Source organism: Paenibacillus sp. FSL W8-0194, from assembly GCF_037969745.1.
Classification (GTDB): Bacteria; Bacillota; Bacilli; order Paenibacillales; family Paenibacillaceae; genus Paenibacillus_AQ; species Paenibacillus_AQ cookii.
In genome coordinates this window covers 4,617,145-4,638,929 of record NZ_CP150205.1, presented here as the reverse complement: position 1 = coordinate 4,638,929, position 21,785 = coordinate 4,617,145, and the positions used below count along the sequence as shown (strand labels likewise).

General features: G+C 54.4%; 16 protein-coding genes and 2 tRNA genes. 13 read left to right on the top strand and 5 right to left on the bottom strand.

The window, feature by feature from the left end; all coding sequences use genetic code 11:
• The first annotated feature begins 376 nt into the window (after nucleotides 1-376).
• Nucleotides 377-1,489 carry an ATP-binding protein gene (locus MKY58_RS21055; protein ID WP_036708508.1) on the top strand — a complete coding sequence of 371 codons (1,113 nt, stop codon included), beginning with the start codon at nucleotides 377-379 and terminating at the stop codon, nucleotides 1,487-1,489.
• Between the two features lie 164 nt (nucleotides 1,490-1,653).
• On the opposite strand, the gene MKY58_RS21050 is transcribed toward MKY58_RS21055, so the two are convergent.
• Nucleotides 1,654-2,502 carry an MBL fold metallo-hydrolase gene (locus MKY58_RS21050; RefSeq protein ID WP_339321956.1) on the bottom strand — a complete coding sequence of 283 codons (849 nt, stop codon included), beginning with the start codon at nucleotides 2,500-2,502 and terminating at the stop codon, nucleotides 1,654-1,656.
• Nucleotides 2,503-2,583: 81 nt separating this feature from the next.
• On the bottom strand, nucleotides 2,584-3,258 hold the full coding sequence (gene nfi / locus MKY58_RS21045; protein ID WP_339321955.1) for a deoxyribonuclease V: 675 nt from the start codon (nucleotides 3,256-3,258) through the stop codon (nucleotides 2,584-2,586).
• Nucleotides 3,259-3,479: 221 nt separating this feature from the next.
• Between nfi and MKY58_RS21040 the strand changes: the two genes are divergently transcribed.
• Both MKY58_RS21040 and MKY58_RS21035 read left to right on the top strand, forming a co-directional pair.
• A complete protein-coding gene (locus MKY58_RS21040) occupies nucleotides 3,480-5,027 on the top strand; it encodes a leucyl aminopeptidase (protein WP_339321954.1) in 1,548 nt (515 codons plus the stop codon).
• A gap of 220 nt (nucleotides 5,028-5,247) precedes the next feature.
• Nucleotides 5,248-6,207, top strand: a complete 960-nt coding sequence (locus MKY58_RS21035) for an aldolase catalytic domain-containing protein (RefSeq protein WP_339321953.1) — start codon at nucleotides 5,248-5,250, stop codon at nucleotides 6,205-6,207.
• 85 nt (nucleotides 6,208-6,292) lie between these two features.
• Here MKY58_RS21035 and MKY58_RS21030 read toward each other — a convergent pair whose 3' ends face one another.
• Together MKY58_RS21030 and MKY58_RS21025 are read right to left on the bottom strand one after the other, a co-directional pair.
• The gene (locus MKY58_RS21030) at nucleotides 6,293-6,544 is read right to left on the bottom strand and encodes a hypothetical protein (protein WP_036708513.1); all 252 of its coding nucleotides are present in this window, start codon (nucleotides 6,542-6,544) and stop codon (nucleotides 6,293-6,295) included.
• A gap of 11 nt (nucleotides 6,545-6,555) precedes the next feature.
• Nucleotides 6,556-6,879 carry a YbjQ family protein gene (locus tag MKY58_RS21025; RefSeq protein WP_036708518.1) on the bottom strand — a complete coding sequence of 108 codons (324 nt, stop codon included), beginning with the start codon at nucleotides 6,877-6,879 and terminating at the stop codon, nucleotides 6,556-6,558.
• A gap of 235 nt (nucleotides 6,880-7,114) precedes the next feature.
• Between MKY58_RS21025 and MKY58_RS21020 the strand changes: the two genes are divergently transcribed.
• The 3 genes from MKY58_RS21020 (at nucleotide 7,115) to MKY58_RS21010 (ending at nucleotide 9,515) form a co-directional block, all read left to right on the top strand.
• On the top strand, nucleotides 7,115-9,187 hold the full coding sequence (locus MKY58_RS21020; protein ID WP_339321952.1) for an EAL domain-containing protein: 2,073 nt from the start codon (nucleotides 7,115-7,117) through the stop codon (nucleotides 9,185-9,187).
• 99 nt (nucleotides 9,188-9,286) lie between these two features.
• Nucleotides 9,287-9,360: transfer RNA gene (locus MKY58_RS21015), tRNA-Pro, on the top strand.
• Nucleotides 9,361-9,441: 81 nt separating this feature from the next.
• Nucleotides 9,442-9,515 (top strand) — tRNA-Gly (locus MKY58_RS21010).
• 457 nt (nucleotides 9,516-9,972) lie between these two features.
• Here the strand turns inward: MKY58_RS21010 and MKY58_RS21005 are convergent.
• On the bottom strand, nucleotides 9,973-11,133 hold the full coding sequence (locus MKY58_RS21005) for an ROK family transcriptional regulator (protein ID WP_339321951.1): 1,161 nt from the start codon (nucleotides 11,131-11,133) through the stop codon (nucleotides 9,973-9,975).
• Between the two features lie 304 nt (nucleotides 11,134-11,437).
• Between MKY58_RS21005 and xylA the strand changes: the two genes are divergently transcribed.
• The 7 genes from xylA (at nucleotide 11,438) to MKY58_RS20970 (ending at nucleotide 21,724) form a co-directional block, all read left to right on the top strand.
• Entirely contained in the window at nucleotides 11,438-12,754 is a 1,317-nt protein-coding gene (gene xylA, locus MKY58_RS21000) for a xylose isomerase (RefSeq protein WP_339321950.1), read from the top strand.
• 109 nt (nucleotides 12,755-12,863) lie between these two features.
• On the top strand, nucleotides 12,864-14,360 hold the full coding sequence (gene xylB, locus MKY58_RS20995; RefSeq protein WP_339321949.1) for a xylulokinase: 1,497 nt from the start codon (nucleotides 12,864-12,866) through the stop codon (nucleotides 14,358-14,360).
• 77 nt (nucleotides 14,361-14,437) lie between these two features.
• The gene (locus MKY58_RS20990; RefSeq protein ID WP_339321948.1) at nucleotides 14,438-16,231 is read left to right on the top strand and encodes a sensor histidine kinase; all 1,794 of its coding nucleotides are present in this window, start codon (nucleotides 14,438-14,440) and stop codon (nucleotides 16,229-16,231) included.
• A complete protein-coding gene (locus MKY58_RS20985; RefSeq protein ID WP_339321947.1) occupies nucleotides 16,224-17,777 on the top strand; it encodes a response regulator transcription factor in 1,554 nt (517 codons plus the stop codon). The genes MKY58_RS20990 and MKY58_RS20985 overlap by 8 nt, the downstream gene beginning before the upstream one ends.
• Nucleotides 17,778-17,946: 169 nt before the next feature.
• Nucleotides 17,947-18,912: a sugar ABC transporter permease gene (locus MKY58_RS20980; protein WP_339325216.1), complete on the top strand. Its 966-nt coding sequence runs from the start codon at nucleotides 17,947-17,949 to the stop codon at nucleotides 18,910-18,912.
• A 72-nt stretch (nucleotides 18,913-18,984) separates the two neighbouring features.
• Nucleotides 18,985-19,893 (top strand): carbohydrate ABC transporter permease, encoded by a 909-nt coding sequence (locus tag MKY58_RS20975; protein WP_339321946.1) that lies wholly within the window; start codon nucleotides 18,985-18,987, stop codon nucleotides 19,891-19,893.
• A 109-nt stretch (nucleotides 19,894-20,002) separates the two neighbouring features.
• Complete coding sequence (locus tag MKY58_RS20970; protein ID WP_339321945.1) at nucleotides 20,003-21,724, top strand: ABC transporter substrate-binding protein; 1,722 nt, start codon at nucleotides 20,003-20,005, stop codon at nucleotides 21,722-21,724.
• The last annotated feature ends 61 nt before the right edge of the window (nucleotides 21,725-21,785 follow it).

Here is a 21,785-nt window from a genome sequence, read left to right as displayed (position 1 = left end):
GACAGAAAGTCTATTACAGAAGCAGAAATGCCTGATTGGATAGATAAAGAAAAGCATCGGTACATGCGCTTCATGTATTTGATGCTTTTATTTTGTGCCGAAATGGGTAAATTTAACTGTATCTTCGATTTTTCGACAGTTTTTCCGATTGAGTTTTCGGCTTACCTTGTCTATGATAAAACTATCATTTTAGATTGTAGAATTTACCAAGTTTACTGAGAAGCTGAAGGATTTCTGTAATCGCAAGGAGAAACATTGATAATGTGGACCGTCATCTAAGAAAGTCACGTCGATCGACGTTTTCTTTTTGTTTGTCGTGTAGGTGAAGAATAGGAAGTGGGGGAGGCCATCCTTCATTTCTGAAAGGGGGAGTATCGTGTTGGGCGATATCCAAGAGACGCTGTTACAGTCCCTTGAGGCTTTTCAATCTACGCAGCTGGTAAAAAACAAGTATGAAAACATTCTGGAGCATCTCGACAGCGGCGTTATGCTGTTTGACAGCGAGGGTGTACTGACGTTTATCAATGTCCAAATGGCAAGACTGCTCGAAGTTTCCCGCAAATCATTAACGGGGTGCACGATCGTACAGATTTTGCGCCATCCGCAGCTGAGCCGCTACAAGAAAAAGAAGATTTTGCGGATTTATCGCGAAACTCTGATTCATCGCAAAAAATACCACGAGTTGACGGATGAGTCCGGGCGGCAGTGGCTGCTCACGGTGACCGACGGCGACCAAATGGACGGCGACTACTTGTTCAGCGTCAAGGACGTATCGGATTTCAAACAGATCGAGCAGACTGCCTACCGCAACGACAAATTGGCCATGCTGGGCAAAATTTCCGCCTCCATTGCCCATGAAATCCGGAATCCGCTGACTGCCATTCGCGGCTTCATTCAGCTTTTGCGTCCCCATCTCATTAAACTGGGTAAAGACGAGTACGCCCGCATCATTTTGACCGAAATCGATCGGGCCAATGATATCATATACGAGTTCCTGAATTCATCCAAGCCGTCCGCTCCGCAAACCACCGTTATTCCGGTCTCCTCGCTGCTGAAGGAGGTCGTGCTGCTGACCGAAAGCGAAGCGCTGATGAAAGGCTGCCAGGTCATCCTGCACGAGGACAAGCAGCCGCTGCACATCTCGGTAGACGTCAAGCAGATTAAACAGGTGATTTTGAACATCGTCAAAAATGCGATGGACGCCATCGAACATTTAAGCGGCGAAAACGGAGGGCTTATTGAAATCCAAACGAACCGGGACAATAAAAACGTACATATTTGCATATCCGATAACGGCAAGGGGATGGACCATAACACGCTTTCCCATCTTTTCGATCCATTTTTTACGACCAAGGAAAGCGGGACGGGCCTCGGCTTGTCCGTCAGTTACCGGATCATCAAAAACCATAAAGGTTATATCGCCGTCAACAGCACCGTCGGCCAAGGCACGGAATTCGTCATTTCGCTGCCGATCGTGGAAGTGGTATAACCGGTATGCCCAAATAAGCCTGGTCCTTCACGCAAGACGGTTGAGGGAACGGGCTTTTTTTCGGGCGAACATGTAATTCTGCCGGCCGGCTGCTGCACGGAAAATAAGAATAAGGCCCGCCTTCCTAAGAAGACGGGAGCAGCTTGACTTAAAGCGGTTCGATGCTATTTCAAGGCTTGGAGGGCCGCCTCCGTAACATGGATAAACCTCTCGCCCCGGGCGATCACGTGGATGCGCATCCCGGGAAAATGGTCGTATACATAATCCACGAAATATCCCGGACGCTCCGCATTCCCTGCAAAAATGTCGTAATGCATGGGGATCGTCATCCCGATGCCGGCCGTTTTCGCCAGCTCGGCTGCTTCACGGTAGTCCATGTTGCCAACAATGCCGCGGCTGTTCCGGAATGTGTCCCGGCCATTGATCGGCAGCAGCCCGAGGTCGATGGATTCCTTGCGCAGCCGGTCCGCCAGGCCTTCGTAGACCACCGTATCCCCGGCATGGTAGACCGTAACGCCATTCAGCTTGATGAGGTAACCGACGTAACGGTGATAACCTTGCTCGTCCGTTTCCAGTTCTTCGTGCGCAGCCGGGATCGGCTGGATGATCGTTTCATCGCCGAATTCTTTTTCGGTATCCGCGATGAGGAAGCGCTCGCGAGGCACGCCTTGCTTTTTCATATCTTCCCAGCAGCATGCCGGAGCCATAAAAACGGTGTCCCTGCCGGTTCGCACCATGGCGGCAATCGCGTCCAGATCCAAATGATCCATGTGCTCATGCGTAATCAGGCAGTAGTCGGCATTCGTAATATGTTCCGGGTCGATCGGAGCCGGATAAATGCGGTCCGGGTTATGGGTGACATACGGATCGATATAAATGACGGTTGTTCCGCCTTTGAGGATAAAACTGGCTTGTCCAAGCGGCCAAACCGCGACCATGCCGTAAGGCACGACGGTTTTTTCGATTTCCTGGATCAGCAGCTGGCCTTTTGGTGATTGCAGCGACGGGCTCATGTCCATCTCTCCTTTCCACACATCAAACTTATCATCCTTTGGGGAACCGATGCAATTCCCTTTATATGAAGAATTCAGATTTTAATCTCTCCCCAAAGCCGTCTTAACCAGGTGATCCGCCCGGCGGGTCGTTTCCGGCAAACGGTAGCGGGGAGAAAGCTTTAAAATCCACTTGCGGGCGGATGCGAGCGATATGCGATGCCCGACGGACACGAAAATAGGTTTAACCCCTTCCTGGGTTCTCAGCACGCTTCCGATTTCCTCGCCATGATCCACTAAGGAAGAATAGGATCCCCGTTTCAAATCCGGTTCCGCATACTCGCCAATAAGCCTCGTTTTGCCGCATCCGATCGTAGGGAGTTCCAAAAGGACGCCCAAATGGCTGGCTAATCCAAACCGTCTCGGATGGGCGACGCCCTGGCCATCGCAGACGACCAGCTGGGGCGTCATCTTTATTTTCTCAAACGCTTTGATCACCGGGGGAAGCTCCCGAAATGAAAACAAGCCCGGGATATAAGGAAAAGCGGCGGTGTCCTCGACGGTGGCCGATTCGACGAGCTCGAGCGAGCCTGCATCCAAAATCACCACGGCCGCGACAAGATTGCCGCTATGCTTGCTGTAGGCGACGTCCACCCCGGCGACATATTCAACCGATGAAAAAGAGTCTTCCTGAATCACTTTTTGCGCCAGATCCCGCTGCAGCGCAGCGGCTTCGGATTCGTCCAATTGCCATGAGTGCCGCATCCGTAGTTCCATAAACTTGCCTCCATTTGTTTGCATGAAAAATGATAAAACCAACTTGGAAATCATTTGTATACAGGTGTGGAATCATTGTATCCGCATGGGACCGTTTTTGTAAACCGCGATGGATTCCCGCCATGATTGGAAAACGGCCCGTCTTCCGAGTTGCTTTGGACAAACGTGGAATAATATATATGATTATCGTCCGAAAACTTCATGACAAAGGAAGATGACAGATGGATGGATATTCCTGTTCCGAAACCATGCAGGTTTCGATTGAGTGGATCGGGGAGACGGATGCGGCAAGGGCGGATGTGGACGCGTTTATCGTATTGGTTTCGCCGCAAGGCGCCCAGGACGGCAGCATGCGTCAGGCATGGAACTCGCTGCTGCTGCCGCTGATGGAACGGCATTTGTTCCAGGGAGCGCCCTTTCAGACCTATGCCGTGCCGCTGCAGGGCCGGGGAGAATCCCGGACGGTCATTTTCGTCGGAGCCGGCGAGCGGCCGCTGACGTCGGAGGAGTTAAGGGTGGCGGCGGCCCAAGCGGCAAAGGCGGCATTAAAAATGAGGGTCAAAACGCTGGCCTGGGAGTTGAGCGCGCCTCTGGTCGCTTTTACGGCGGAGCAAAACGCCGCGGCCGCGGCTCAGGCGCTGACCGAGGGGATGATTCTCGGCGCGTATCGCCAGCGGCAATATAAGCAAAACGCCTCTGCTTATACCGGAATCGAGCAGCTTTTATTTTTGCGCAAAGGATCGGTTTCGGCGGCTGAAAAGGCGGAATGGGAGCAAGGCATCCGGCGGGGGGTGGCTTATGCCGAATCGACTTGCCTCGCCAGGGATTTGACCAATCTGCCCGGGAATATGCTCGTGCCGGAGGGGTTGGCTGAAGCCGCGTTAAACGTTGCCGCCAAACACGGCTTCGAGTCTGCCGTCCTGGACGAACGGCAGCTGGCGGAGCTGGGGATGGGCGGACTGCTTGCCGTCGGGCAGGGCAGCGTGCATCCGCCGCGGCTCATTATGATCAGGTACCAGGGCAGGGACAAATGGGACGACGTGATCGGGCTGGTGGGCAAAGGCATCACGTTTGATACCGGCGGCATTTCGCTGAAAAGGCGGGCCGGGATGGAAGAAATGATCAGCGATATGGGCGGGGCGGCCGCGGTTTTGGGCGTCATGAACGCGCTCGGGACGTTAAGGCCCGCGGTCAACGTCGTGATGGTGATTCCCGCAGCCGAAAATATGCCGGGCGGAGGCGCCTTTAAACCGGGGGACGTCATCCGAAGCTACAGCGGCCGGACGATCGAAGTGTTAAACACCGATGCGGAAGGGCGCGTCGTGCTGGCGGACGGGATGGCTTACGCACGGGAGTTGGGAGCTTCAAAGCTGATCGATGTCGCCACGCTCACGGGGGCCGTGTTGACCGCTTTGGGGGACGTGGCGACCGGAGCCGTCGCCAATGACGACACGATGCTCGAGGAGTTCATCCTCGCTTCCAAACGTGCCGGAGAAAAGGTATGGCCGCTGCCTGCGTACAAGGAATTTTGGGATATGCTGAAAAGCGATGTGGCCGACATCAAAAACAGCACGGGCTCCAGGGGCGCGGCGATTACGGCCGGACTGTTCGTCGGGACTTTTGCCGAGGGGCTGCCTTGGATCCATTTGGACATCGCCGGAACGGCTTTTCTCGCCAAAGAGCGGGGCGTGAACCCGAAAGGGGCGACGGGGGCGATGGTTCGTAGCATTACGGAATGGATATTGGCGCAGGAGGCCAAAGAAAAATAACCATGAAGGCAAAAGCAGCTTTCGGAGTCGTCCGCACGGCTTCCGCGGCTGCTTTTTTATTGTGATTCGCAACGGATTGCAGGTGAATAGCCCGTATTTTTGATATTTTGCGTAAAAGCGTCCACGCTTTAATGAGAAAATGTCATATTCATCTTTACTTTTCGACTGCCGTTCAAGTATGATGAAATAATAAATTTTACGCCGGAAGGAGAAGTTTTGGTTGAAGACGAACCCTTGCAAAATTGTGGATTGTACGATTCGTGACGGTGGACTGGTGAATAATTGGGATTTTAGCGTTGAATTTGTGCAAAATCTGTACGCCGGGCTGAATGAGGCGGGCGTTGATTATATGGAAATCGGCTATAAAAACTCCCCCAAGCTGCTGAAGGGCGCCGATCAGGTGGGCCCATGGCGTTTTTTGAACGATGATTTCCTGCGCGAGGTCATTCCCCAAAAAGGAAAAACAAAATTATCCGCGCTGGTGGATATCGGGCGGGTGGACGTGGGCGACATTCTTCCGCGCTCCGAAAGCATGCTCGACCTGATCCGCGTCGCCTGCTACATCAAGGACGTGGATAAAGCGCTCGATCTCATCCAAACCTTCCATGACCGCGGATACGAAACGACGTTAAATATCATGGCATTGTCCAACGTCATGGAAAACGAGCTGGCCGAGGCTTTTGAGATGATCAAGGACAGTGCGGTCGACGTCGTGTACATCGTTGATTCCTACGGCAGCCTGGATCATAAGGACGTCAAATATTTGGTGGAAAAGTTCAAAACGAACCTGCCGAACAAACGTCTCGGCGTGCACACGCACAACAACATGCAGCTGGCGTTCTCCAATACGCTGATTGCCGCCGAGCTGGGCGTTGAACTGCTTGATGCATCCGTGTACGGCATGGGACGCGCGGCGGGCAACTGCCCGACGGAGCTGCTCGTGACGCATTTGAAAAACACGCATTATAATCTTCGTCCGGTTCTGGATATCATCGAACGCTACATGATCCCTCTGCGCGAAAAAGAGGAGTGGGGCTATCTGATCCCGTACATGATCACGGGCACGCTCGACGAGCATCCGCGATCCGCCATGGCGCAGCGCGCTTCGAAAGACAAGGACAATTACGTGGAGTTCTACGATAAGTTGACGACGCCCGAAGTCAATTTTGATAGCAAATAAAGCCGGAATACGATAAAAAGCTTGACCGCATCCGCTGCGGCCAAGCTTTTTTGATTGCGGAACGAGAGTTTTCGAGTAGGGCGGGCTATCTGATCGGAACGTATTCCCGCTCGCCCGTTTCGTGATTGTAATACACCTGATATTTGATTCCGTCCCGCGGGTCCACGAATATTTCGGAGGTCGGCGTAAATTTGCCGCTGAGAAGGTCGCTCCGGCTGGACTGTTCGTTTTTTCTGCGGTAACGGCGGTCGAAGAAGCGCCAACTGAGCCAAAGCAGGACAAGAAAGACGACGATTTGCAATCCGTAAATCATGACGACGGCCACGATCGCACCCATGCGGATCCCGGCTAACCGATCGGCCTTGTTTTTACGACGGTGCCGTAGGCGACGATTTCGCTCATGTTGTTGCCGATGTCCCCGCTGTCGAAACGCATCATGATAATGGCGTTGCCGCCCATGGCATGGGCGTTTTGCACCAGCCGGTCGATCGCCTGACGGCGCGCGTCTTCAATCATTTGGGTATATTGCTTGACTTCGCCGCCGACAAGCCCTTTCAGGGAAGCCATAATATCGCCGCCGATTCCCCGCGCCCGCACCACCACGCCAAACGTCGTTCCAAGCACTTCGATGACTTCATGGTTATGTATATTTTCCGTGGTCGTAATGATCATTTCGCATTCACTCCTTCATCGTTATAATTCATATTACGGATAAAACGCAAAAAAGATTCAGACCGAAGACCGCGTTTTCTGTCGAAGATTGCCAAAGCGCGTAAAATATTATCTGGTATCAGCAGGAATAAGGTCAGATACGTGGAATTATTTAACACGAATCCATCTTCATATCTTTATTACCCGGGGGTCAGATGGCTTTATGCGTCCAAGAAGAGTTGAGGAAATAAGAACGGTGAAAACGGCCCTGTGGGGAATAGTGATGTTTGCCGCCGTCCTGCTTGCGGAATCGTTGTATCCGCTGCCGGGATTGGATCCCCGCGTATTTCAAACGGCATATATTTTGCTGGGCAGCTGCTGCACAGCCGCAAGCTTTGCCATCTTTTCGCAGGGATGGCTTTTGTTCTCCCATAAATTGTCGCGGTACCGGCTGTATACGGCGGCTTTATTCTTATGCGTGGCCGTGCTGGACCTGCTGCAAATGCTGAGCCTGATGGGCATGCCGCTGATCGGCTCCGCCATGAACGACAACGACGCCCTTTGGTTGTCTTTGATTTCCAGGCTGCTGCTCACGGCAGGCATATTTTGCATTTATTCGTTAAAAGATTTTATGGTCAATGTCGCTCATAAAAGCTTCGTGCTTACCGTCACCATGGTCGCTACGGCTGCCGCGGCGGCGGCGTTCATCGCGTGGGGCCGCATGCTGCCGCCGCTGCTCGTCGACGGGGGAATGGGCCCGGCGGTCAAGTACGCCGTGTTTTTTACCGCGCTGACGGCGCTGGGCGGCATCGCTTCAATCGTTTACCGCGGCAGAAAAGAGCGGGCCCCTTCGCTGCTGATCATCATCCGGGCGCTGATTTACACGGCGATTGGCCAAGGGATGATTTTGTCCGCAGGCAGCATGTACGAAATCAACTATTTGCTGGGAAGCTTGGGGGCCGCGATGTCTTATTACCTGATGCTAAAAGGCGTATACCGGCTGACGATCGAAGACCCTTTCCGCGAACAGCAGCGAATGGAAGCCAAAATGAATTATTTGGCTTTTCATGACGATCTGACGGGTCTCCCGAACAAGCGGAGGTTAACCGAACGTCTGGACAAGGTGATGAAGGCCCAGGACAACGGTACGACCGGAGTCGTCGTGTTTAACATTAACCGTTTCAAAAACATCAACGATTCGCTGGGGCACCAGGCGGGTGACCGGCTGCTGCAGCAGGTGGGCGACCGTTTGAAGCGGAATACCCTTCCGAAGGAGGAGGTATTCAGCATGGGCGGCGACGAGTTTGCGTTGATCATGCCGGAGCTTGGCGACGTGGAATCGGCAATCAAGCGAATCCGAGGTTTGATGCAGCTGTTTGAGGAGCCGCTGACGATCGATGACGGCGATTATCATATTACGTTATGCGCGGGATTGGCCTTATATCCGGAGGACGGGGATACGGCGGAGCAGCTGATTCAGAATGCCGACACGGCGGTGCACCACGCGAAGGATTACGGGATCGACGTACGGCATTTCGTGCCGTCCATGCAGCGGAAGGCGAAGGAAAGATTGAAGCTTGAAAACGATTTGCGCAAGGCGCTGGAACGCCGCGAGTTTTACCTCGAGTACCAGCCGCTCGTTTCCTTGGAAAACTGCGAGATCGTCGGCATGGAGGCTTTGCTGCGGTGGAGGCATCCGAAACGCGGCAACGTTTCGCCGCAGGAATTCATTCCGCTGGCCGAAGAAAGCGGCCTGATCGTTCAACTTGGCGAGTGGGTTCTCCGGACCGCCTGCAAACAAAACAAAACGTGGCAGGATGCGGGCTACAAGCCGATTTGCGTGTCGATCAACCTGTCCATGCGCCAATTCCTTCAGCCGCATCTGGCGGATCGGATCGGACAGATTTTGCAGGAAATCGGCCTGGAACCCAAATACGTCGAGCTGGAAATTACGGAAAGCATGACCTTTGATAAAGAGACGGCTTTTGAACAGCTGCGGAGGCTGAAAGAGCTCGGCGTGTTCATCAGCATCGACGATTTCGGGACGGGCTACAGCTCCTTGCATTATTTGAAAAGCATGCCGATCGACCGGCTGAAAATCGACCGTTCTTTTGTCAACGAGGTGATGAGCGATCATAACGACGCGGCGATCGTGTCCACCATTACCTCCATGGCCCATCATTTGCAGCTGAAAGTGACGGCCGAAGGCGTGGAGAACGAGGAACAGCTTCATTTCCTAAGGGAGCAGCGCTGCCACGAAGGGCAGGGGTACTACTTCAGCAAGCCGGTGCCGCCGGCGGATTTCGAGAAGACGTTTTTGCTTCATTAGCACATACATAACATGTTTTGAACAAAAAAAGAGTTGCATATCCCGCGGACTCATGGTATATTATTTCTTGTCTTCAATATCTGAAGACGTGAGTAACCGCGGGACGTAGCTCAGCTTGGTAGAGCACCTGGTTTGGGACCAGGGGGTCGCATGTTCGAATCGTGTCGTCCCGATCTTTAATTTTTCTGGTACGGGCCCCGCAAAAGTAATCGGAATTTACTGCGGAGCGTATCGTCACTTTTGAGAGTATACGTGCGGGTGTAGTTCAATGGTAGAACTCCAGCCTTCCAAGCTGGTAGCGTGGGTTCGATTCCCATCACCCGCTCCATAAAACATAAAACAACGCCGAAGGCGTTTTTTTTTTTTTTGTTATATGGAGGTTCGTGGGGAAGAGAACCCACGCGCGTGGGTGCGACCGTCCGTGCAGACATCTCCGGGAATGACCCGATCAGGACGCGCGTCAACATCTACCTCTAGGTGCGAGCCGAAGGCTCGCTTTTTAATCAGGATGTTGAGTATTCCCATCACCCGCTCCAAATTAAGAAAAAACCAAAACGCCGATGGGCGTTTTTTTGTTTGGAGCGGTTGTGGGGAAGAGAACCCACGTGCGTGGGTGCGACCGTCCGTGCAGACATCTCCGGGAATGACCCGATCAGGACGCGCGTCAACATCTACCTCTAGGTGCGAGCCGAAGGCTCGCCTTTTTAATCAGGATGTTGAGTATTCCCATCACCCGCTCCAAATAAGAAAAAAAAACGCCTATGGGCGTTTTTTTTTCTTACTAATTACACCATCACCCTCGTATGCCCCAGAAAATGCATCGCCGCAGAGAAGCCGGCACCGATCATCGTCGCACGGCTGCCCAGCGCGGAAAAGGCGATTTCGAGCTGCTGCTTGTGGTAGGGCAGCGTCCGTTTGGCCACGACCTGCTGCATCGGCTCCTCGAGCCATTCCCGGGCTTCGGACAACGCCCCGCCGAGCACGATCAGCTCCGGGTTGAAGCCGTTGATCAGGTTCGTCAGGCCGATGCCCAAATAGTTGCCCATGACGCGGAACTGGCTGCGCGCAGCTTCATCGCCTTCGGCGGCATGGCGGACAAGCTCCCGGGTCTGATAGGCGGGGAGCTCGCTCGCCGCCAGGTCGTACGCCTTCTCCGAAGCGTACAGCTCCCAGCACCCGCGGCTGCCGCAGCTGCAGGGCATGCCTTCCGCTTCGATGCTCATATGCCCGGTTTCGCCGGCATATCCTCTTGAACCTTTGTACAGCTCCCCGCTGATGATGATCCCGGAACCGATCCCCGAACCGGCGCTGATATACAGCAAATGCCGCACATCCTGGCCCCGGCCGAAATGAAGCTCGCCGAGCGCTCCGCTGTTGGCTTCGTTGTCGATGATGACGGGAATGGCAAAATGCTCTTCGAGCATGCTGCGCAGATGGACCATCTCCCATCCCAGGTTGGGCGCAAACAGGACGACGCCGTCCTCGTCGACCATGCCGGGAACGCCGACGCCGATGCCGACCATGCCGTAGTGGGTCGGAGGGGCCTCGTCAATCAGCCCGGCAATCATCGTTTTCATGAGTTCGATCGTATAGGCCAAATCATGCCGGCGAAGGGGGACTTCCGTCTCCGACAGCACGTTCCCGTTCAAATCGCATAAAACCGCGGTCATCTGCTTCACGCGCAGCTCTATGCCGATCACGCACCCGGCCATCGCGTTAAAATGCAAAATGAGGGGTTTGCGTCCGCCGCTGGATTCGCCCGGCCCGGCTTCAAGCACCAGCTGCTCCTGCTGCAGCTCGGCCACCAAGTTCGATACGGTCGCTTTGTTCAGTCCCGTAATTTCCGAAATCCGCGCGCGCGACAGCTCGGGATGTTTGCGGATCGTGTGCAGGATCAGCGACTTGTTTATTTTTTTGACGAGCGCCTGGTCGCCGGTCACGTTCATGTCAAAAACACATCCTTCAAGGAACCTTTCGATGTTTCAAAAATACAACAATGTATGCGATTCATACATAGAATCAGGCTTGCATTTCATCCGCGAAACGGCATCCCCGCCTGTCAAGACGGGGAGTCGTTTACGCCTGTATCCCCCTAGTCTAGTGTCTTCCTGGGCAAATTGCAATAGGATAAAAAAACTTAGTTTAACCAATATACAAAGTCGAAACTTTGTGTTAGGATGGTGTTGTAAAGGCTTTCGTCGATAAAAACAGCAGAATAAATCATACGGTATCCAAGGAGGAACATGCGTTATGGCATATTTTGAAAACGTCGGAAAAATCAATTACGAGGGCAGCCGCTCGACCAACCCGTTTGCGTTCAAGTATTACAATCCGGAAGAAAAGGTTGCCGGCAAAACGATGGAGGAGCATCTCCGCTTCGCCATGGCTTATTGGCATACGTTGACCGCGGGCGGAACCGACCCGTTCGGCAGCGAAACCGCCGTCCGCGGCTGGGATCACCTCAGCGGCATGGATAAAGCGAAAGCCCGCGTGGAAGCCGCCTTTGAATTCATGGATAAAATGAACCTGCAGTACTTCTGCTTCCATGACGTCGACATCGCGCCGGAAGGCAGCAGCCTGAAGGAGTTTTTCAGCAACATCGACACGATCGTGGATTTGATCGAACAAGGCATGAAATCGTCCGGCAAAAAGCTGCTGTGGAACACGGCAAATATGTTCACGAATCCGCGTTACATGCACGGCGCAGGTTCGACCTGCAATGCCGACGTATATGCGTATGCTGCGGCCCAAATCAAAAAAGGCCTTGAGGTCGGCAAACGCCTCGGCGCCGAAAACTACGTGTTCTGGGGCGGCCGTGAAGGTTACGAAACGCTGCTGAACACCGACATGCAGCTTGAAATGGACAACATGGCCCGCCTGTTCTCCATGGCGGTGGATTACGCGAAGGAAATCGGCTTCGACGCCCAGTTCCTGATCGAACCGAAACCGAAAGAACCTACGAAACACCAATATGATTTCGATGCGGCGACCACGATTGCGTTCCTGCAAAAATACGGTCTCGACAAACATTTCAAACTGAACCTGGAAGCCAACCATGCGACGCTGGCCGGCCATACGTTCGAGCATGAGCTGCGCGTGGCGCGGATCAACGGCATGCTTGGCTCGCTGGATGCCAACCAAGGCGACATGCTGCTCGGTTGGGACACGGACGAATTCCCGGTCAACATCTACGACGCGACGCTGACCTTGTACGAAGTGCTCAAGAACGACGGCCTCGGCAAAGGCGGCATCAACTTCGACGCGAAAGTGCGCCGTCCGTCCTTTGAGCCGGAAGATCTGTTCCTGGCCCACATCGCCGGTATGGATACGTATGCCAAAGGGCTGAAAGTAGCCGCCAAACTGATCGAAGACCGCGTGTTCGACGACTTCATCGAAAAACGCTACAGCAGCTTCAAGGAAGGCGTGGGCGCCGAGATCGTTTCCGGCAAAGCGACGCTGGCATCCCTGTCCGAATATGCGCTGAACAACGAGCAGCCACGCAAAAACGAGTCCGGACGCCAGGAAATGCTGAAGTCTTTGCTGAACCAATACATTTTGGCGGAATAAACGGTACGCGAGCAATCATGCATGCGGCGGAGGTTGCCTGAAGAAGCATTCTTCGGCAGCCTCTTTCTTGTTTTTCATAAAAGACTTTAGCCTTAAGGAGGCGCTATAGATGAAGTATGTAATCGGTATCGATATCGGAACCAGCGCGGTCAAATCCGTGCTTGTGTCGGAGGAAGGCCAGGTCGTTTGCGAACATGCGGAAAGTTATCCGCTGCATCGCCCGAATCCGGGCTGGAGCGAGCAAAATCCCGAGGACTGGGCGGAGCGCACCATTACGAGCCTGCGCAAATTGATGGAGAAATCGCAGGTTGCGCCGTCCGACGTGGAGGGCATCAGCTTTTCGGGACAGATGCACGGGCTGGTGCTGGTGGATGCGGAAGGCAAGCCGCTTCGTCCGGCCATCTTGTGGAATGACACGCGGACGACGCCGCAATGCCGCCGGATCGAGCAGACCCTTGGAACCAAGCTGCTGGATATCGCCCGCAACCGGGCTTTGGAAGGTTTTACGCTTCCGAAAATATTGTGGGTGCAGGAACATGAGCCGGAAATTTTGTCCCGAGCGTCGCTTTTCCTGCTGCCTAAGGATTACGTCAGATATCGCCTGACGGGCGGCTTTGCGATGGATTATTCGGACGCGGCCGGCACGCTGCTGCTGGACGTCGCGGGCAAAACATGGAGCGCGGACATCGCACAAGCGTTTGATCTGCCTTTGTCCCTTTGTCCGAAGCTGGCGGAATCCTCCGAGCTGACGGGCACGCTGCTGCCGGACGTGGCGGAAGCCGCGGGGCTGCTGCCGGCGACCAAGGTGTTTGCGGGCGGGGCGGACAATGCGTGCGGAGCAATCGGCGCTGGCATTTTGGGCGAAGGCAAAACGATGTGCAGCATCGGCACGTCGGGCGTGGTTCTTTCCTATGAAAGCCGCAAGGACGTGAATCCGCAGGGCAAAATGCATTTTTTCAACCACGGCGAAGAAGACGCTTTTTACGTCATGGGCGTTACTTTGGCGGCGGGGCATAGCCTCTCCTGGTTCAAACAAACGTTTGCGAAAGAGTCTTCCTTCGACGAGCTGCTGGAGGGGATCGAAGACGTTCCGGCGGGAAGCGGCGGACTGCTGTTTACGCCTTACATTTCCGGGGAACGCACGCCCCATCCGGATGCGGACATCCGCGGCAGCTTCATCGGGATGGATTCGGGCCATACGCTGAAGCATTTTGCGCGTGCCGTCCTGGAAGGCATCACGTTTTCGCTGCGCGAGTCGATCGACCTCATCCGCGAGTCCGGCAGGGAGATTGCCGAGGTGACCGCGATCGGCGGCGGGGCCCAAAACGAAACATGGCTGCAGATGCAGGCCGATATTTTTAATGCCGACATCGTGAAGCTGGAAAGCGAGCAGGGGCCTGCCATGGGCGCCGCGATGCTGGCCGCGTACGGCTGCGGATGGTTTCCGTCCCTTGAAGCATGCGCGAAAAAGTTCATCCGTCCGGCTGAAGTCTTTTCACCGAATCCGGAGCAAGTGAAGCGGTATGACGGTTTGTTTTCGGTATACCGGGACGTCTACGGCCAAACCCGGGAATTGAACGAAAGGCTTGCGGCCTACCGCCAATAAGATATAAAGTTTAAAAGAGAGAGGGACGATCATCCGCCGGGATAGGGTCCGGCAAAGACTGCCGTGGGGGAATAGACATGTGGCACCGGTTCGTAACGTTATTAAACGACATCAAAATTCGGAATAAACTGCTGCTGTCTTTCCTGCTTGCGGCGCTGCTGCCCGTTTTGCTGGTCGGGGGATATCTCACGGCCGAAATGAGGCAAATGGCGTTCAATAACGCGATGGAGCAGGCTTCGACGAACGTCGACCGGATCAAAAAAAGAACGGAGGAGGTCATCCGCGTCTCGCTGGACATCTCTTACCGGCTGTCCAATGACGCCAGGCTCAAAAAGCTGGCCAACCGGCATTATGAAAGCGTATACGACGTGGTCGAGGCCTACAGGGACTATCCCGACATGCGGGAGTATTTAAGGCTCTACAAAGAAATTTCGAACATCAGGCTGTATACCGACAACGCCACGCTGCTGAACAACTGGGAGCTCATCAACGCCTCGGACGAAATTAAGGCCAGCGACTGGTACCGGCATGCGCTTGATCATGAAAGCCTGGTCAGCTGGCGGTATATCGAGGATGAACGCGACCATAAAAAATATTTAAGCCTGGTGCGGACGATCGAGCTCGAAAGCCTGAAAAAATACGGCGTGCTGGTGCTGAACGTCAATGCCAACATGCTGAATTCGATTTTGAGCCAGGAAACGTTCGACACGATGATCGTGGACGATCAGGACAACATCGTTGCGGCGAACCGCGGCGACTGGAAAAACAAGAAACTGACCGACCTGTCGCTGGACCGGAACATGATGACGCAGCGCAGCGGCACGTTCGAGGCGACGCTTAACGGCATTCCTTCGAAAGTGCTGATCGATGAGGTCAAACCGGCTTCCAGCGAAAACGGGATCCGGATCATTTCCGTGTTTTCGATCGGCAGCATCGTGAAGGAACCGAACAAAATCATCAGGCTCGCGCTGACGGTCATCGTGATCAGCATCGTTCTAGCCTTCCTGCTGATCTACAGCGTGTCCTCCCTGTTCTCCCGGCGGATGCTGCGGCTCAGCAGGCATATTACCCGGGTCGGGCTCGGGGATTTCGATACGACGCTGCAAATCGACGGCAAGGATGAAATCGGACTATTGTCCAGGCAGTTCAATTCCATGGTGCGCAACATTCACGACCTGATGGAGGAAGTGACGCAGTCCAATGAACGGAACCGGCTGCTGGAACAAAAACAGAGCGAAATCCGCTTTAAAATGCTGGCAAGCCAGATTAATCCCCATTTTCTGTTCAATGCGCTGGAATCGATCCGGATGGAGGCCCATATGAAAGGCCAGACGGAAATTGCCAGAATCGTGCGGCTGCTCGGCAAAATGATGCGCAGCAACCTCGAGGCCGGCAACAGCAAAATCCCGCTGAAGCAGGAGCTGGAGATGGTCAGCTGTTATCTGGAAATCCAGCGGTTCCGGTATGAGGACCGGCTGCGTTACGAGTTTCACGTCGATCCGGCATTGGAAGCGCTGTACGTGCCTCCGCTCATTATCCAGCCTCTCGTCGAAAACGCCGTCGTGCATGGCCTCGACAACAACGCGGAAGGGGCGTCCGTCAACGTCGCGATTATGCGCGAAGGAAATGCGGCCATGTTCACGATTACGGATAATGGCATCGGCATCCCGGAAGAGAGGATGGATAAACTCATGCAGACGCTGGAAGACGCGGAGGAAAGGGAAGGCGAGCGGATCGGGCTGCGAAACGTGCATGTCAGGTTGAAGCTGACGTACGGGGAGTCCTGCGGATTGTCCATTCGAAGCAAGCCCGGCTGCGGTACGACCATTTCCTTTGCCATTCCGCTCGAGGGGGGAATGATAGATGCTTAAAGTGATGATCGTGGATGACGAACCGAAGCTCCGCGAAGGCCTGCGGATGCTGATTCCTTGGGAAGAGCATGGATATCAGGTGGCGGATACGGCGGCGAACGGGCAGGAGGCGCTCGAAAAATACGAGGTCCATCAGCCGGAGCTGATTCTGGCCGACATCCGGATGCCCGGCATGGACGGATTGGAGCTCATTTCGAAGCTGCGGGGCCGGGGGGCGGAAAGCCATGTGCTGATTTTGAGCGGTTATGCCGATTTCGAATACGCGAAGCGGGCGATTTCATACCGCGTCGACGGATATCTGCTTAAACCGGTGGATGAGGAAGAATTGGTTTCTTATCTCGGGCAGATCCGGGAGACGATCGAAAAAGAGCGGCAGCTCAGCTTGTGGACCCGGGAGGAACCGGCCCGCGGCAAGGAGGCGGCGCTGAAGGAGCTGCTGCTGCCGGATCCTGCCGAACTCGGCGGCGAACGGCTGAAACGGCTCGCGGCTTCGCTTCAACTCCCGGAAGGGCCGTGCGAAGTCGTCTTGCTGCGGCTCGGACCGGCGCCGTCCGTGACGGAGGAGGTTTACTCCCGTGTCCGCCAGGCATTGGAGGAGGCCGTCCGGCAAAGCGGAGCGGGCCTATGTTTTCATCTTCCCCCGCATTTGGGAATCCTTCTAACGAAACCGCCGGCGAGCCGGGAGGATGACCGGGAGCTGTATCGGATGATTGCGGAGCGGGTATCCGCGGAATGCCTGACGTTCAGCGCGGCGGCCGGAGGAAAGGCCGCGGGGCCGGAAGAAGCGCATATATCCTTGTCGGCGGCAAGCGAGGCGTTGAAGTTCAGTTTTTTCTTCGAAGGGGATACGCTTATTCGGGAGGAAGCGGCGGCAGGCTGGAGCGGCTTTCAGGCCGAAGATCTGCCGGACTTCGATCCGGACGAGGCCGAACACCGGCTGCTGCTTGTTTTGGAAACCGGAAATACCGCCAAGCTGGAGAAACTGGTCGAAGCGATCTGCCGCCGCATGGCAGCGGACGGGATGGATGAGCTGAAGCTGAAGGAGAACCTGATCCGGCTAGCGGGAAGCGTGCTGGCGCGGCTGGAGTCGTCCCACCCGGACATGCGCGCCTTTTGGACGGAGCACGGGGTCCCGGTCGGCGCGTTTTATGCATGCGGCCGGATCGGCGAGCTGATGGCTTCGGCGCATGCGTATTTGCGGGAAATTTCCGAACGGATGCGCAGCGAAAGCCGCGGGAACGAAATCCAAAGAATGATCGAACTGATCGAACGGCGCTACAACGAGAACCTCAAGCTCGAAACGCTGGCGGAGCTGTTTAATTACAACAGCGCTTACCTCGGAAAAATGTTCAAAAATACGACGGGCGAATATTTTAACACGTTTTTGGATAAGGTCCGCGTCGAAAAAGCCAAGGCTTTTCTGGACCAAGGCATGAAGGTGTACGAGGTCGCCGAAAAAGTGGGTTACATGAATCCGGATTATTTTAATATGAAATTCCGCAAATATGTCGGGGTTTCTCCAACCTCTTACCGCAAGGGAAAATGACGGTAAGGGGTTTTTTCTTGCCGCAAAGTGGGCGAAGAGGCAGGGATATGGCGGAATGTCTAATTTTCACAGGATTTTATCTCTAATTTTTCGGGTACTGCAATCGCTTACAGAGAATTAAAATGGGGGTATAGAGAGGAGGGCATTTTCATTGAGAGCGGCAGCCAACATACCAGACGGCACTCCGAATCGCGGGAAAAGGACCGAAAGCAAGGCGGCATCCCGAAAACGTTTTTGGAAAACGTTCCGAAACCAGAAGTATTTATATCTGATGTCGATCCCGTTCGTCATTTGGGTGTTCGTGTTCAGCTATCTCCCGTTATGGGGATGGACGATGGCCTTTCAGAAATATAAACCGGCCCGAAGCTTTTTCGAGCAGGAATGGGTGGGCTTCGAGCATTTCAAGGCGCTTTTCCACGACGAACAGTTTCTGCTGTCCTTGCGCAATACGCTGGCGATGAGCACCATGGGCCTGATTGCCGGCTTCGTGTTTCCGATCCTGTTCGCCATTTTGCTGAACGAGGTTCGCCTCAGCTTTTTCAAGCGTTTTGCCCAAACGATTTCGTACCTGCCCCATTTCGTGTCTTGGGTCGTGGCAGCCGGGATCGTCACCAAAATGCTGTCGACCGATAACGGTCTGGTCAACGACGTGCTGCTGGGCCTCGGCCTCATTCATGAACCGATCCAGTTTATGGCCCAAGGCCATCTGTTCTGGGGCATCGTGACGTTGTCGGACGTGTGGAAGGAAACCGGCTGGAATGCCATCATTTATCTAGCGGCCATCGCGGGCATCGGGCCTGAGCTGTATGAAGCCGCCCGGGTGGATGGGGCAAGCCGTTTTCGCCAGATATGGCATATCACGCTGCCGGGCATCCGGCCGACGATCATCGTTTTGCTCATTATGTCCGTCGGCAATTTGCTGAACATCGGCTTCGAGAAGCAGTTCCTGCTCGGCAACAACCTGGTGACGGATTATTCGCAGGTGCTTGATCTGTACTCGCTGAAATACGGGCTCGGCATGGGCCGTTATTCCTTCGGCACGGCGATCAACATTTTCAACTCGGTCATCAGCGTCGCGCTTTTGTTTACCATTAACGGCATCTTTAAGCGCACGACCAAAGAAAGCTTGTTATAGGGCACCAGGCGATTTGTCCATACATACGGCTGCCTGGCGTGCAGATATTTTTGGAAAGGGGGAACGAGGGTCGTGGGGAATGCAGCTTTTGCGCGCGGCAAATCGTGGTCCGACCGGATTTTTGACACGGTGGTTTACGTGATCGTGCTGTTTGTCGTCGTGGTCACCGTCTATCCGTTCCTGAACGTGCTCGCCATCTCGCTGAACGATTCCATCGACAGCGTGCGCGGCGGAATTACCGTTTTTCCCCGGAAGTTTACTTGGGACAACTACATTAAAATATTTACGTTCAGCGGGTTGGTTACGGGCTTCAAAATCTCGGCGCTGCGTACCGTGCTCGGGACCGTGCTCGGGCTGCTCAGCGCATCGATGCTTGCTTTTACGATCAGCCGCGCGGATTTTCAGGGACGCAAATTCGTGTCCACGTTTCTCGCGCTGACGATGTACGTGTCCGGCGGATTGATCCCGACGTACATGCTGATGAAGGATCTGGGCCTGATGAACACGTTTGCCGTCTATATTTTGCCGGGTGTCGTAAGCGCTTTTAACGTGTTTGTCATCCGTTCTTTTATCGACGGCATCCCGTATGCGCTGCAGGAATCGGCCAAACTTGACGGAGCGAACGACTTTACGATTTACTGGCGGGTCATTTTGCCGCTCACCAAACCGGCCTTGGCGACGATCTCGTTATTTCTGGCGGTGGGGCAGTGGAACGCCTGGTTCGATACGTACCTGTATAATGGATCCAGCGAATCGCTGACGACGCTCCAATACGAGCTGATGAAGGTGCTGCAGAGCACGACGGCGGGCAGCGGCGGGGATTACCGGACGAACGTGGTGGCGACCGCGGTCAACCAAGTGTCTCCGGAGTCGATCAAGATGGCCATCACCATCATCGTCACCGTACCGATTTTATTGGTGTATCCGTTCCTGCAAAAGTATTTCGTCAAAGGCATGACGCTCGGCGCGGTCAAAAGCTGACCGGTGCTATCCGAAGCGGTATGATCAGGGGCGCTTGCCGGCTCCCTTGTTATACGCATAGATTCTCGCTTGAAAATCCATTCGAATTCATCAGGAGGGGTGTTTCAGTATGGAAAGCAAAAGAAAGAGAAAGACAAAAGCTTCCGCCCTGCTGCTCGTATCTGCCTTGTTCGTCGGCCTGCTGGCCGGCTGCGGGGGAAGCGGCGGCAACGGCGTAGCATCCAAGGAGAACGGTTCTGGCAAGGAAGCCGCGACGGGCAACGATAATGCGCCGATCACGTTTTCCCTTTTCAGCGCCGACCCGAGTCCGAACTGGACGGGAATGAAGGACGAAATCGGGAAAGTGATCACCGAAAAAACCGGCGTGACGCTGGACGCGGAATTCGCGGTCGGCGATCCGCAGCAAAAGGTGGCCCTGATCGCTTCCAGCGGCGAATATCCCGATCTCATCAGCGCGAAAAACGATATCAGCAAACTTGTCGACGCCGACGCGATGCTGGATCTGACCGATCTGATCGACAAGTACGCGCCGAACATTAAAAAAGTGCTCGGGGACTCGATAAAACGCGCGCGCTACAGCGACGAAGACCATGCGATTTACGCCATTCCGACTTATGCGGGCGTAGGCCAGCAGTACTTTCAGGCCGGAGGCGGCTTCGAACTCCAGCACCGCGCGGTCGCTGAAGCGGGATATCCGGAGATCCGGACGGTCAAGGATTATGAGAACGTTATCAAAAATTATATCGAAAAACACCCGACGGACGAAAATGGCAACAAAAATATCGGCCTGACGTTAAACGCCGACGATTGGTACATGTACATCACGGTCACGAATCCGGCCTTTTACACGACGGGCTCGCCGGACGACGGGGAATACGCGATCGACGTGGATACGCAGAAGGTCACGTACCATTTCCGCCGTCCCGCGGAAAAAGAATACTTCCGTTGGCTCAATCATATGAACGATATCGGGCTGCTTGATCCGGAGAGCTTCGTTCAAAAATACGACCAATACAAAGCAAAAATCGCGACCGGGCGCGTTATCGGCCTGATCGACCAGGACTGGGCTTACGGCGACGCCGAAAAAGCGCTGAAAGCGGCGGGCAAATTCGACCAAGGTTACGGCCACTACCCGGTTACGTTAACCGAAGAATACAAGGAAACGTCGTTCTGGCCGACTGGCTTCATGGCGGGTTACGGCATCGGCATCAGCAAAGACTGCAAAGATCCGGTCCGGGCGATCAAATTCCTCGATTACCTCGCTTCCGACGAAGGGCAAGTGCTGCTGAACTGGGGAATCGAAGGCAAACACTACAAAGTCGAAAACGGCAAACGCGTCATTCCGAAGGAAATCAGCGACCGCAAGGTCAACGATGCGACCAACTTCACGAAGGAAACGGGCATTGGCCTGTATAACACGCTTGGCGTTCATTACGGCGACGGCGTGAAGGATCCGTCCGGAAACTATTACACGACCAATTTCCCAGAGCAGATTCAGAACTCGTACAACGAAGTCGAAAAGAAAACGCTGGCCGCCTACAATGTCAAGTCGTGGAGAGAGCTGTTCCCGAAAGAAGAAGAGTTTAAAGTCAGACCTTGGGGCGCGGCATGGAATATCGCCATTCCGGGCGACAGCGAAATCGTCGTGTTGGATAACAAGCTGAAGGATATTACGTGGAAACGGATTCCGGAAGCAATTTTGGCCAAACCTGCCGATTTCGATAAGGTATGGGACGCGTACATGAAGGACCTCGAAAAGGCGGGCGTCGACAAAGCCGAAACGCTGCGCGAGGAGCTCGTGAAACAACGCGTGAAGCTGTGGAACGAATAGGGCGGCTTGCGAAGCCGTGAATGGCTGCAAAAAAAAGAATGGCGGGAAGTGTTGGCCGGTC

Excerpts from the sequence above, each read along its gene's own strand:
- MKY58_RS21050 (WP_339321956.1), bottom strand. The coding sequence starts at position 2,502 with ATGAGCCCGTCGCTGCAATCACCAAAAGGCCAGCTGCTGATCCAGGAA.
- nfi (WP_339321955.1), bottom strand. The coding sequence starts at position 3,258 with ATGGAACTACGGATGCGGCACTCATGGCAATTGGACGAATCCGAAGCC.
- MKY58_RS21040 (WP_339321954.1), top strand. The coding sequence starts at position 3,480 with ATGGATGGATATTCCTGTTCCGAAACCATGCAGGTTTCGATTGAGTGG.
- MKY58_RS21030 (WP_036708513.1), bottom strand. The coding sequence starts at position 6,544 with ATGGGTGCGATCGTGGCCGTCGTCATGATTTACGGATTGCAAATCGTC.
- MKY58_RS21025 (WP_036708518.1), bottom strand. The coding sequence starts at position 6,879 with ATGATCATTACGACCACGGAAAATATACATAACCATGAAGTCATCGAA.
- MKY58_RS21005 (WP_339321951.1), bottom strand. The coding sequence starts at position 11,133 with ATGAACGTGACCGGCGACCAGGCGCTCGTCAAAAAAATAAACAAGTCG.
- xylA (WP_339321950.1), top strand. The coding sequence starts at position 11,438 with ATGGCATATTTTGAAAACGTCGGAAAAATCAATTACGAGGGCAGCCGC.
- xylB (WP_339321949.1), top strand. The coding sequence starts at position 12,864 with ATGAAGTATGTAATCGGTATCGATATCGGAACCAGCGCGGTCAAATCC.
- MKY58_RS20990 (WP_339321948.1), top strand. The coding sequence starts at position 14,438 with ATGTGGCACCGGTTCGTAACGTTATTAAACGACATCAAAATTCGGAAT.
- MKY58_RS20985 (WP_339321947.1), top strand. The coding sequence starts at position 16,224 with ATGCTTAAAGTGATGATCGTGGATGACGAACCGAAGCTCCGCGAAGGC.
- MKY58_RS20970 (WP_339321945.1), top strand. The coding sequence starts at position 20,003 with ATGGAAAGCAAAAGAAAGAGAAAGACAAAAGCTTCCGCCCTGCTGCTC.